The sequence below is a fragment of the Acidicapsa borealis genome (genome assembly GCF_059115245.1).
Genome location: NZ_JCACNY010000001.1, coordinates 1710755 through 1722817 on the forward strand (window position 1 = coordinate 1710755; position 12063 = coordinate 1722817).

10 protein-coding genes are annotated in these 12063 nt (G+C 59.2%); 4 read left to right on the top strand and 6 right to left on the bottom strand.

Annotated elements, in window-relative coordinates:
- Nucleotides 1-160: 160 nt before the first annotated feature.
- The 6 genes from ftsY to AC5S27_RS06980 form a co-directional block, all read right to left on the bottom strand.
- Nucleotides 161-1204, bottom strand: coding sequence for a signal recognition particle-docking protein FtsY (ftsY, locus tag AC5S27_RS06955; protein WP_493933839.1), 1044 nt, complete (start codon nt 1202-1204; stop codon nt 161-163).
- Between the two features lie 55 nt (nt 1205-1259).
- Nucleotides 1260-2270: an NAD(P)H-dependent glycerol-3-phosphate dehydrogenase gene (locus tag AC5S27_RS06960; protein ID WP_493933840.1), complete on the bottom strand. Its 1011-nt coding sequence runs from the start codon at nt 2268-2270 to the stop codon at nt 1260-1262.
- Nucleotides 2267-2944, bottom strand: coding sequence for a glycerol-3-phosphate 1-O-acyltransferase PlsY (gene plsY, locus AC5S27_RS06965; RefSeq protein ID WP_493933841.1), 678 nt, complete (start codon nt 2942-2944; stop codon nt 2267-2269). The genes AC5S27_RS06960 and plsY overlap by 4 nt, the downstream gene beginning before the upstream one ends.
- A 38-nt stretch (nt 2945-2982) precedes the next feature.
- Entirely contained in the window at nt 2983-5223 is a 2241-nt protein-coding gene (locus AC5S27_RS06970) for a GH92 family glycosyl hydrolase (RefSeq protein WP_493933842.1), read from the bottom strand.
- A 30-nt stretch (nt 5224-5253) separates the two neighbouring features.
- Nucleotides 5254-5661, bottom strand: a complete 408-nt coding sequence (locus tag AC5S27_RS06975) for a DUF3224 domain-containing protein (protein WP_493933843.1) — start codon at nt 5659-5661, stop codon at nt 5254-5256.
- A gap of 112 nt (nt 5662-5773) precedes the next feature.
- Entirely contained in the window at nt 5774-6520 is a 747-nt protein-coding gene (locus AC5S27_RS06980; protein WP_493933844.1) for a DUF1905 domain-containing protein, read from the bottom strand.
- A gap of 156 nt (nt 6521-6676) precedes the next feature.
- Between AC5S27_RS06980 and AC5S27_RS06985 the strand changes: the two genes are divergently transcribed.
- From AC5S27_RS06985 to AC5S27_RS07000, 4 genes are all read left to right on the top strand, one after another.
- Complete coding sequence (locus AC5S27_RS06985; protein ID WP_493933845.1) at nt 6677-8488, top strand: DUF885 domain-containing protein; 1812 nt, start codon at nt 6677-6679, stop codon at nt 8486-8488.
- 163 nt (nt 8489-8651) lie between these two features.
- On the top strand, nt 8652-8999 hold the full coding sequence (locus AC5S27_RS06990; protein WP_493933846.1) for a PadR family transcriptional regulator: 348 nt from the start codon (nt 8652-8654) through the stop codon (nt 8997-8999).
- Nucleotides 8996-11731 (top strand): ABC transporter permease, encoded by a 2736-nt coding sequence (locus tag AC5S27_RS06995; RefSeq protein WP_493933847.1) that lies wholly within the window; start codon nt 8996-8998, stop codon nt 11729-11731. Before AC5S27_RS06990 ends, AC5S27_RS06995 begins: the two co-directional genes overlap by 4 nt.
- Before the next feature lie 124 nt (nt 11732-11855).
- Entirely contained in the window at nt 11856-12044 is a 189-nt protein-coding gene (locus AC5S27_RS07000; RefSeq protein WP_493933848.1) for a BrnT family toxin, read from the top strand.
- Nucleotides 12045-12063 lie beyond the last annotated feature (19 nt).

Here is a 12063-nt window from a genome sequence, read left to right on the forward strand (position 1 = left end):
CACGTGTAACCGTGTAATTGGCCTGAATTCCCGGGTCTCGATTGCGCAAACTCTCACGCCGATTGCGCAATCTATCCACATGCATTGCGCAACCTCCAACGATTATTGCGCGACGGTGCATATGGATGGCGTAAAGTCAGCGGGCGCTGCTCGTACCTTGTCAGCCCAGCAGCGAATCCACAAAGGCAGCAGGGGCAAACTCCAGCAGATCGCCAATCTTCTCGCCCACACCAACGAATCTCACCGGCAGGTTCAGCTCCCGTGCAATCGCTACCGCAATGCCGCCCTTGGCCGTCCCATCCAGCTTGGTGAGCACAATCCCCGTAACGCCGGAAGCCTCGGTAAAGAGCCGCGCCTGCTGCAATCCGTTCTGCCCGGTGGTCGCGTCCATCACCAGCAACACCTCGTGCGGAGCGTCCGGAATCAGCCGCTTCGCCGTCCGGCGCATCTTCTCCAGCTCATCCATCAGGCCGCTCTTGGTGTGCAGGCGGCCCGCTGTATCCACGATTAACGTGCTGATTCCACGCGCCTTCGATGCGGACACAGCGTCATACAACACCGCCGCCGGATCGCCGCCTTGCTTGGTCTTGATCATGTCCACGCCAGAGCGCGAGGCCCAAACCTCAAGCTGCTCAATCGCCGCCGCCCGGAACGTATCCGCCGCGCAAAGCAGCACAGACTTGCCCTCAGCGCGATACCAGGCCGCCAGCTTGCCGCTGGTGGTCGTCTTGCCAGTGCCGTTCACGCCCACCAGAAAGATCACCTTGGGCGGCTCGGCAGGCTCAGGAACCGGCTTGCGCGGCGCTTCCAGAATCGCCCGAATCTGTTCTTTCAACAACTTACGCAGCTCAGCCCCGCCGTCGATGTCCTGTCGCCGCGCCCGGTCGCGCAGCTGTTCGAGGATGGCAGTTGTCGTGGGCAGACCAAGATCGCTGGTCAACAGCGCCGCTTCGAGATCATCCAGCGCTGCCTCATCGACCGTCCGCGTGAGCGCCAGCACGCCTTCAAGCCGCGTCGAGAGCGAGTCGCGCGTGCGAGTGACCGCCTCGCGCATGCGGTCAAAAATCCCGCCAGACTGCCCCGCTTCTTTGCGCGCAGCCTTCTCCGCTGCTTCAGCCGCCGCGGCCTCAGCCTGCAGGTCTTCCTGCGTTTTCAGGATCGAAACAGGTTCGTCGTTCTTACCGCCAAAAAGCCTTGAAAACATGGGTTCTATCCGCTCAAAAATCCATCTTTGAGTCTACCAGCCGCAGCGTTCTGCGCTAGTCCTCTTCGTGACGGCCAGGGCGCTGCATCAGGTCGCGAATCGCCGCCTGAGGGTTTTTGCCTTCATTGAGGATTAGCCCCATCTGCTCGGTAATTGGCATTTCGACACCCAGCTTGCGCGCCAGCCCAAGCGCAGCTCGGGTGGTCCGGACGCCTTCCGCCACTTTGCCGCCCAGCCCGGCCAGAACCTCATCCAGCTTGCGCCCTCGCCCCAGTTCAAACCCAACCGCCCGGTTGCGGGAAAGGGAACCGGTACAGGTAAGCACAAGATCGCCGACACCAGAGAGCCCGGCCAGCGTCTCACGCCGCCCACCAGCGGCCATGGAGAGGCGGGTAATTTCAGCGATGCCGCGCGTGATGAGGCCAGCAGCGGAGTTGGACCCAAGGCCAAGCCCGGCCAGCACCCCGGCGGCGATGGCGATGACGTTCTTGAGCGCCCCGCCCAGCTCCACCCCGATCACGTCTTCATTGGTGTAAAGGCGCAGCGACGGGCTCGAAAAGGCTCGCTGCACTTGAGCCGCGACCCCAGATTCAGAGAAGGCGACAGTGATAGCAGTGGGCATCTGCGCGGCAACCTCCTGCGCGAAGGATGGCCCACTCAGTGTTCCGATCGAAAGCAGAAGGCCCGCTTCACCGGCGCACTCCGACATCACTTCGGTCATGCGCAGAAAGCTGTGATCCTCAATCCCCTTGGAAGCGCTGACCAGAATTTGCCCAGCGTGCATGTGCGGAAGCAGCCGGGCCAGCGTAGCCCGTACGAACTCGGAAGGCACCACACAGACGAGAATTTCGGCCTTCGCCGCCAGTGCATCATCGGCCGTAACCTGCAACGACGCCGGAAAAGGAAATCCGGGAAGAAACCGCCGATTTTCACGATCGTGAGCCAAGGCCATAGCCGCTTCGGCGCGGTGCGACCAGAGCGTCACTTCATTTTCAGGCTTGGTGGAAAGGGAAAGAGCCAGCGCCGTTCCCCACGCGCCTGAGCCAAGTACTGCAATGCGGCTCATGACGGCTCTTCGACCTTGGTGGCCGCCGAAGGCTTCTTGCTGCCGAAGCGATATTCGGTGCCGGCCATCAGGCGCTGGATGTTCTGCGAGTGTTTCACGAGGATCAGCAGCACCACGATGAGGATGATGCCCATCGCCAGCGGCCTGTGCGTCCACGGCGCAGCAAACCACGCGAACACCGGAAATGCAGCCGCGGCAAGGATCGACGCCAGCGACACATACCGTCCCAGCGCGAACACCACGATGAAGACCGCGAGCGAACCCAGAGCAGCATATGGCGCGAGCACAACGAAGACGCCAAAGGCCGTCGCCACACCCTTACCACCGCGGAAGTTCAGCCAGATGGGGAACATGTGCCCGAGCACAGCGCAGAGTGCGGCGAGTGCCTCCTGCTGATGCAGTTGAATCGGCGAAAAACCAAAGGCCGCGAGTTTTGCGCCAACGTATACGGCCAGCGCGCCCTTAAGCACATCCAGCGCGAAGGTAGCCGCACCCAGGCCCTTCGCGCCAGAGCGCAAAACGTTGGTCGCACCGATGTTGCCGCTGCCAATGCTGCGGATATCCTGCTTGCGAAAGATCCGCATCAGCAGGTAGCCGGTCGGAATGGAGCCGAGAAGATAGGCCGCGACGATGATGGCCAGAGCGTGCAGCCAGACTAAAACGGAATCAGGCATAACTCAAAACTCTATCAGGTTCGGCGATACAGTTTCCTCTAGTGCTTCGCGGTCGCCATCTGCTCGATCGAGAGAGGCTTCCAATCCGCGGCCCACTTCGAAGGTTCGGTCCCCATCGTCAGCTTGAGCGTCGATCCAGCCATGATGTCCTTCCAGGTGATCACAGGCCGATCGAGAGGCTGGCCGTTCAGCGTGGCGGACTGAATGTAAACATTTGTGGGAGAGTTGTTTTCAGCAATCACGCTAAAGGTCTTGCCGTTCGCAAGACGCAGGCTCATCTTGCTAAAGAGCGGACTACCAATCATGTAATCGCCCGAGGCGGGATTAACCGGATAAAAGCCGAACACAGTAAAGAGATACCACGAAGACATCTGCCCGCAATCGTCATCGCCGTCAATGCCCGAGGGCAGGTTGGCATACTCCGCATTGGCAATCTGGCGCACGTGAGTCTGCGTCTTCCACGGCTCGCCGCTATAGTCGTAGAGATACCCGTAGTGATGGCTTGGCTCGTTGCTGTGCAGGTTGTGCCCGCCGCTGAAGTGTTGATCGAGCAGGTTGTTGTACTTGTCACGCCCGCCCATCAGATCGATAAGCCCAGGAATGTCATGGAAGACGGCAAAGGTATAGACCCAGTGGTCGCCCTCAGTCCAGCCTTCCTTTTCGTCCGCCCATGAGCCGTCGGAGTTCTTTGCCTGCATGAAGCCGGTCTGCTTGTTGAAAATGTGCTGATAGTTGAGCGAGCGCTTGAGGAAGAAGTCATAGTCGCTCGTCTTGCCAAGCGCCTTCGCCACCTGCGCCACGCTCCAGTCATCGTAGGAGTCTTCCAGAGTGCGCGACGCCGCCTCAGCCGTCTTGTCGTTGGGCACATAACCTAGCTGCTTCAGATAAGTGAGACCACCACGCGCTTCATAGGGTGTGGCCGGTTCGCGATCGGCCCAGCGATGCTTGGTGTCGTCATCCGGCGGTGTCATCGCATCTTTGTAGACTGCAGCCCATGCAGTCTTTCGATCGAAGCCGTGGAAGCCTTTGTTCATCGCCTCAGCCACCATCGAGTCGGCGTGCGTACCGATCATGATGTTGGTGTAGGAAGGGTTGGGCCACTTCGGCATCCAGCCACCTTCCTTGTAATTCTGCAGCAGCGCCGTGATCATGCCATCAATGCGCTCTGGAGCCATGAGCGTAAGAAAGCTGTGTTCCGCGCGGAAGGTATCCCAGATGGAATAGTCCGTATAGGACTCGCCCTTGTGGATGGTGTCGTCAAAGGCGCTGTAGTAGCGGCCCTGCTCGGAGAAGATGCGCGGATACAGCAGAGCGTGATAGACGGCTGTGGCAACCGTTCGTTGCGCATCTTCGCTGGCTCCTTCCACGGTGATGCGGTCGAGCTTGTTCTTCCATGTTGCATGGAGTTTTGCTCGCGTAGCTTCGAAATTCCACGCCGGTATCTCGGCCTTCAAATTGGCGCGCGCCTGGTCGACGCTGATGAACGACGTGCCCACACGAGCTTCAATGACCTCGTCTTCAGTCGTTGCAAATTCAGCATAAGCACCGGTCGCGTCTGCATGATACTTCGCAGAGGGGCCATACGTTCCGGCATCGTGCCAAGCCTTGCGAAACTGAATGACGAAATAGCCTTTGAAATTCGGCAACGCAAATGGACCGAGGCCTTTATCGATGCGGTCGGGATTGTATCCCGTGATCTCGTGCGTCACTGCGTCAGCCTTCGCAAAGCCAGCGATGCCGGGCCGCGATGCTTCGACAATCACCTTGGCATCGGAGGCCGCAGGGAAGGTGAATCGCAGGTAAGCGCAGCGCTCCGTTGCTGTCATCTCCGTACGAATTTTCGCGGCGCCAGCCTGCATGAGCACGGAATAATAATCGGGATGCGTGATCTCGTCGGCATGGCTGTAAGGCAGCTTGCGCTCGTCCGGTGCAGTCTTGAGTTCGCCAATCTCGGGCATCAGCGTCAGGTAGCCGAAGTCGCCCATCCAGATCGCCGCCTGATGCGTGCCCATGAATCCGGAGATACTCGTGTCTCCGTAGTTATACGAGACGACGCTGAGCCTGTTCTGCCGCGTTTGCGCGGTCCAATTGGTCATGCCAAAAGGCGTAGTCACAAAGGGCATCGTGCCGCCGTAGCCAATCTTGCCTTCGCCCGTGCCAATGTATGGATTGACATGTGCAACCGAGTCATGGGCTTCGCTCGTTTGCGCAGAAACGAGGGAAGCGGAGAGAGACGTAAGTGCCGCGGCACTCAAAATTAGCGAGCGAAAGTCAGGCATGATGGGCTTTCCTGTAACAGGCTGTGACAACTATTGAACGGTGATCAGAGTGTAGGTGAATTCATAGCTGTGCTTACCGTCAGCCATGATGATCTTGAGGTCGCCAGCAAGGCCGGTAAGTTCACCTGTGCCTGAACCCGGAGCCACCTTGATCGACAGATCAGGTACGCCTTTGTTCATGACGCCGGTATGATAGAGAACGAAGCTGCCGCTGCGGCCGGCAAGCTTGCCTGTCACCCTCTCGACCGCGACATACACTCCCGACGACCCTTTGCTGCCGTCGCCGGCGCTCAGCATCTGACCTTCTGCCGTGCCTTCAAGGTCACCTTGATACTGCTTGCTTAGCAGGAATCGCGCGAGGGTGTGATCAACGGAATTCTCGCTCCACGTCTGCGGCGTCATCTTGACTTCAAACGTACCCTTTGCTTTTTCGTTCATCGTGATCTCCTTCCGGCAGCCAGCCGATCGCCGTGCCAAGTGTAGCGTACCCGGCGTGGCGCGCAAAAGAGCTCATGCTACATGCTTCGATGCAACGATTCGCCAATGCAGATTATTCCCAATCAGAGGAGTGATCCACAGCGCGCTTGAGCGTACGGCTACGACGGTCTTCGCTGGCCGAACCAGTCTTCTTTTCGATCGCTTCCATCGCCATCTCCGCAGTCCGCTCTGCCCTTCGCCGCCGTGCGTCCACCCCCTGAGAACTGAAAATAGCGAAGAGTTGGTTGCGCCTCTGCAAGGGCGTCATCGTCTTCCATCCGGCCAGCGCGCCAGGGTGCTCACGGAAGACGATCTGCAGTAGCGGTGGCAGCGACTCTTCACCTTCCATGGTCAGCAGGATCGTCTCCATGTACTTTTCCGCGCGCCGCTCGCGCGCGTCAGCCGACTTGCATTCGAGGATGCTTTGCGCGATGTACTTGCGCATGCCATACGGAAGCTTGTCGAACCACTTCTTCACCGACCGATCCTGCTTAAGCAGTTTCGCCAGCTCGGGCGGCGGTGCCGCGGATGCTCCATCGTTGTCCGGCTCCAGAGTGATCACAACCTTGTCGCCCAGGCCGACGCCTGCGCCGCGCTGAACCTTCTTCGTGACCAGCAGGACGTAGCTCTTGTCGCGCGAACCCATCAGCGTGCTGAGAAACGGAAACTCCTCGCCGCCAAGCGCGGATTGCAGAGTCCCTTTCACCCGCATCCGATCCTGCTCAGGCCAGCACTGATGCGGATCGAAGGGAACACGCACGAACGACCACGCATGCCCCTCGGAGTCGGCCTTCAGCGTCACAGTGAAGTTCTTACGCATGGATCGGTCTTACCCTTTCCGGGTGCGGCCCGTCGGATCTTCGTGAGGATTTTAAGGCATAGCCAACAGCCCGCGCCTCTTATTTAAACTCAATGCAGGTTTGTTGAGAGCTTTTCGCCGCAACCTGTTCATCGCAACCTGGAAGGATCGATTTTGTTGAAATCAAGTTTCTCTACTGCTGCCGTCCTCGTTTTCCTCGCAGGCATGCCGCTAGCCGTGCCGCTCATGCGCGCCCAAGCGCTCAAGCTCGATCCCAAGGCCACGCAGGCGCCGCAGACTCTGGAAGACCGACGCAAAGTCCTGAACCGCGTCTTTGCCGACTACTGGGAAGACAATCTCCGGCACAGTCCAGAGTTCGCTTCGTCGCTCGGCGATAAGCGGTTCAACGATCAGATCAATGACTACTCCGTGCGCGCCTACAACGACAGCCTGGAGCGTGAGCAAGGCTTCCTTCTGCGGCTGGCCGCGATCGATGTAACTGGATTTACGTCGCAGGAAGTCATCAGCCGTGACCTGCTGCTGCGGCAGTTCGCCGAGGACCAGGAGGCTGTGGAGTTCAAGGAGTGGGAGATGCCCATCAACCAAATGGGTGGTATCCACACGGCTTACCCCGATCTCGTCCGTCAGCTCAGCTTCACCACGGTCAAAGACTACGACGACTGGATCGCACGTCTACACCAGGTTCCAAAGGCCTTCGAGCAGAACACCCAGAACATGGAACTCGGCATCGAGGATCACCGCGTACCGCCGAAGTATCTGCTGCTGAAAGTGGTCGATCAAGTAAAAGACCTCGCGCATCAGAAGCCGGAAGATTCGCCCCTAGCCATGCCGCTCAAGAACTTTCCGCCATCCATACCTGCGGCAGAGCAGGAGCGCATCAAGGCTGAGATGCTTGCCGTCATCGGCAAGGAAGTATTGCCCGCGTACCTGCGTTTTCAGCGTTTTCTTGAAGTCACCTATGTTCCCGCAGGCCGCGAAGAGCCAGGAATTACGGCTCTGCCCGATGGCGCGAAATACTACGCCTTCTGCATTCGCCGCCAAACCACGACCAACCTGACAGCGGAGCAGATTCACAAGATCGGCGAAGACGAAGTCAAGCGCGACGAGGCCGAAATGCTGGTGATTGCGAAGCAACTCGGCTACAGCGATCTCAAGACGTTTCAGGCAGCCGTGAAGGCCGATCCGAAGCTGCGTCCCAAGTCCGCCGATGCGCTGCTCGATGCCTATCGCGGCTACGAAAATGGAATGCAGGCCAAGCTGCCTTCACTCTTCGGCACGCTGCCCAAGGCGAAGCTCGAAGTGACCACCATTCCCGATTACTCGGCGAAGTCCGCGCCAGCAGCGTATTACAACCAGGGAGCCCCGGATGGCAGCCGGCCGGGGCGCATCACGGTGAATGTCTACAACGCGACCGAGCGGTCTCTTCCCGATGTAGAAGCAGTGGCGTATCACGAAGGCATCCCTGGCCATCACCTGCAAATATCGATTGGCGAAGAACTGACCGGCATCCCCGAATTCCGCAAGTTCGGCGGCTACACCGCGTTTGTCGAGGGCTGGGCACTCTACTCCGAGCGGCTGGGGAAAGAGGTCGGCTTCTACAAAGATCCATACTCGGACTATGGCCGCCTCGAAGCCGACATCTGGCGTGCGATCCGGCTCGTCGTCGATACCGGCGTGCACTCGCAGCACTGGACGCGTGAGCAGATGATCGACTACTTCCACGCGCACTCTGGCATGGACGATACCAACATCAACGCTGAAACGGACCGCTACATCGCCTGGCCTGGACAGGCGCTGGCCTACAAGGTCGGGCAGTTGAAGATTCTAGAACTGCGCGATCGTGCGAAGAAAGCTCTCGGACCGAAGTTCGATATCAAGGCATTTCACGATGAAGTCGTGGACTCAGGCGCTTTGCCGCTCGATGTATTGGATCAGCGCGTAACTGACTGGATTGCTTCGCAGAAATAGAACGATTCGATTTTCGTCTCCGTGCAAAAGGACTTCTCCGCAGAGAAGTCCTTTCCTTTTGTACTGTTCTCGAGTAGCACTTCGAAAGAAAGTCAAAAACTCCTGTTGCTTTCCAAAAGGAAGTTTGTCATTATTCCTGTAGGAAACCTAAAGGGGATTCGCCATGAAGGAAAAACCGGACGTCTTGCAAGGCACGCTGGCATTGATGGTCCTCAAGACCCTCGACGTCCTGGGACCGCAGCACGGCTGGGGAATCGCCCGCCGCATCGAACAGATTAGCGGCGATTTGCTGGCCGTCAATCAGGGCACCCTGTATCCCCTCCTGCTGAAGCTGGAGCATGAAGGCTCGATTGCCTCTGACTGGGGCGTATCCGAAAATAACCGCCGCGCACGCTTCTATCGCCTCACCGCTGCCGGCCGCAAGCAGCTTCGCGCAGAAGCCCGCGAGTGGGAGCAAACCGCGGCCATCATCGCGCGCTTTTTTGAAGTCAAAGCGGAGGATCTCGTATGAAAGCCCTGCGACGTTTCCTGATTCGCCTCTCCAATTTCGCCACCAGGCAGAGCGCCGACCAACGCCTGCAGGAAGAGATCGCTGAGCATCTCGCGTTCCAGACAGAAGAGAACATCCGCGCCGGCATGGTACCCGCCGAAGCGCGTCGGCAAGCCGCACTCAAGTTCGGCGCGGCCCAGGCGATTCGCGAACATCACCACGATGAGCAGAGCCTTCCTTTGATCGAAAACCTGCTCTTCGACCTGCGCTATGCGGTTCGCATGCTTCTGAGATCCCCCGGATTCTCACTCATCGCCATCGCCACCATCGCCCTCGGCATCGGAGCCACCACCGCCATCTACAGCGTGATCGACGCCACCCTGCTCCATCCTTTGCCGTACAAGAATCCGGCCGAGCTGGTGCGTGTTCAGGACGACCTGCCGGGAGTAGGCGCAAAGGGTGTCGGCATCTCTGTCCCTGAGTGGAGAGACCTGGAGAATTCCGGGATATTTCAGTCTGTATCGGTTTCCGGCTACGGCGCAGACGTGAACCTCACCGGCAGCGCACAACCGGAGCGCCTCAGCTACAAGCACGTGACACCGAATTATTTCTCTGTCTTCGGCGTAGACGCGCAGCTGGGCCGCACCTTCGACCCGCACGATCCCACCCCCGGCTTCAACCTGGAAGCCGTGATCAGCGATGGCGTCTGGAGAAGGGAATTCGGAGCCGACCCTCACATTCTCGGCAAAGCCCTGCTCCTGGACAACGACGTCTATCATGTCGCCGGCGTCATGCCGAGCGGCTTCCGCGACCTGGGCTCAACCAGCGAAGAACTGAATACGGAAGTGTGGCTCGCGGCTGGCATGTCCGGCCTGCCATTTCCGCCCCCGATGCGCGGCACACGCATCCAGGGTCGCGTGGTTGCGCGTTTGACGCCCGGTCTGTCGATTGCAGCAGCGCAGGCGCGCCTAGATGCGCTGGTTGCATCGCTGAAAAAGCAATATCCCGCAGACTATCCGCCCGAGGCAGCATGGACCGTGCGCCTGAGCCCCCTCAGCGAAAGCGTGGTCGGCACTGTTCGCCAGTCTCTCCTCCTGCTCTTCGCCGCGGTCGGATCGGTGCTGCTGATCGGTTGCGTCAACGTCGCCAATCTTCTGCTCGCTCGAGCCAGTGGCCGGGGCCGCGAGATCGCGGTTCGCCAGGCTCTGGGAGCGCAAAGAATGCGTCTCATCCGCCAGCTTCTCACGGAAACTGTGCTGCTCTTCCTGTTAGGCGGAATGGCCGGTTTTGCCGTTCTCTTCTGCACTCAGCGTTTCCTGCTGCGGTTAGTTCCTGAGAGCCTGCCGCACCTGAGCAGCATCACGATCAATTGGGCCGTGCTGGGGTTTGCTCTCGCTGTCTCTGTCCTGGCTGGAATCATCTCCGGATTGGCCCCCGCGTGGCTCATGAGCCGCCTCGATCTGATCGGCACTCTCCGGCAGGAAGGTCGCGGATCGGCTGGTTCTCACGGACGATCCCGCGCCCGGCAGATTCTGGTCATCAGCGAATTAGCGCTTTCCCTGGTACTCATGGTCGCCGCCTGCCTGCTGCTGCGTAGTTTCTGGGGCTTGTACACGGCGGAGCCAGGCTTCAATCCCAACCGGGTCATGGCCGTTCAGACCTGGCTTCCCGGACCCAACGATCCCAGGACAGATCCCTATCAGACAGCTGCCAAGGAATCGGTTCTGCTCCGCGAGATTCTTCGTCGCGGCCGAACCCTGCCAGGCGTAGAAGAGGTGGCCATCGGCGACGCGGCTTCACTTCCCCTGGGCCACAGCCACCCCACGCAGCTACCGTTGATCCGGGAGGGTGTCGAGACAGTGGACAATCAGGCTCCCAGGATCGATAGTCCCATCGTTTCCCCCGAATACTTTCACTTGTTGGGTATGTCGTTGTTACGCGGACGTCTTTTCAACGACCAGGACCTGGAAGATACGCCCCAGGTTGCAGTCATCAATCAGGCCGCGGCTCGCATGTACTGGCCAGGCAGCAACGGAAAGGCAGAAGATCCGCTTGGCAAGCGCGTCCGTTTGCACCTGGATGCCCGCGAGCCGAAGAGCGCATCCGGGCCGGTCTGGACCACCATCGTCGGCGTGATTGCAGATGCCCGCACAGAATCGCTGGCGGACGCGGCAATTCCGCAGCTCTACCGCGCCGCATACCAGCATCCCGCCAAAGACCTGGCAGTCTTTCTGCGCGGCCAGCTCGACCCCGCTCTTATCTCCTCGCAAATGCGCGCGCAGATCCAATCCATCGATTCACAACTTCCGGTCTTCCACGCCCAGACACTGGAGGAGGTGCTTTCCACATCGCTTTCTGTCCGGCGGTTTTCGATGGAAATGGTGGCAGTTTTTGCGCTCACGGCCCTGCTCTTGGCCGGACTCGGAATCTACGGAACAATCTCCTACGTTGTGAATGAACAAAGGCGTGAAATCGCCATTCGCCTCGCGCTCGGAGCGCAGCGAGGCACCATCGTCAAGAGAGTCCTACGTCGGGGACTAGGCCTGGCCGCTGCCGGCGCAGGGCTAGGTGTGTGCGGTGCGCTCATTGTCTCCCACCTGATGGCCGGACTGCTTTATGGTGTTTCGCCGAACGACCTGCCCACTTTCGCTGGCGTCACGCTTGCATTAACCATGGTCGCGCTCGCCGCGAGTTGCATCCCAGCGCTGCGGGCTATGCGCGTCGATCCAATCACGACCCTTCGTGCCGATTGAGCTTTCTACGCTGGCAGTGCGGCAAGGCTGAAATTGTTAGTCCGAGGCTGAAACTATTAGTCTTTGATCGACGGAGCTACGGCTAAGCCGTAGGATGGTGGTCGTGCGGTACGAGTGGGATTCTGTGAAAGATACGGAGAACCGCAGGAAGCATGGGATCGCGTTTGAAAAAAGCATCGAGGCGCTGGATGATCCGAATCGCTTCGAATGGGTTGATGATTCGGATTTTTATGGAGAAGAGAGGATCATCACTCTGGCTTCTCCCGGCAAGGAATTCTTTACGTTGTGTCGACTGAGCGAGGGCCAGATGTAACTCGCATCATATCGGCGCG

What these genes read in the sequence shown, in the direction of transcription:
- AC5S27_RS06975 (WP_493933843.1), bottom strand. Translation starts at nt 5,661, where the DNA reads ATGAACGAAAAAGCAAAGGGTACGTTTGAAGTCAAGATGACGCCGCAG.
- plsY (WP_493933841.1), bottom strand. Translation starts at nt 2,944, where the DNA reads ATGCCTGATTCCGTTTTAGTCTGGCTGCACGCTCTGGCCATCATCGTC.
- AC5S27_RS06980 (WP_493933844.1), bottom strand. Translation starts at nt 6,520, where the DNA reads ATGCGTAAGAACTTCACTGTGACGCTGAAGGCCGACTCCGAGGGGCAT.
- AC5S27_RS06995 (WP_493933847.1), top strand. Translation starts at nt 8,996, where the DNA reads ATGAAAGCCCTGCGACGTTTCCTGATTCGCCTCTCCAATTTCGCCACC.
- AC5S27_RS06960 (WP_493933840.1), bottom strand. Translation starts at nt 2,270, where the DNA reads ATGAGCCGCATTGCAGTACTTGGCTCAGGCGCGTGGGGAACGGCGCTG.
- ftsY (WP_493933839.1), bottom strand. Translation starts at nt 1,204, where the DNA reads ATGTTTTCAAGGCTTTTTGGCGGTAAGAACGACGAACCTGTTTCGATC.
- AC5S27_RS06990 (WP_493933846.1), top strand. Translation starts at nt 8,652, where the DNA reads ATGAAGGAAAAACCGGACGTCTTGCAAGGCACGCTGGCATTGATGGTC.
- AC5S27_RS06970 (WP_493933842.1), bottom strand. Translation starts at nt 5,223, where the DNA reads ATGCCTGACTTTCGCTCGCTAATTTTGAGTGCCGCGGCACTTACGTCT.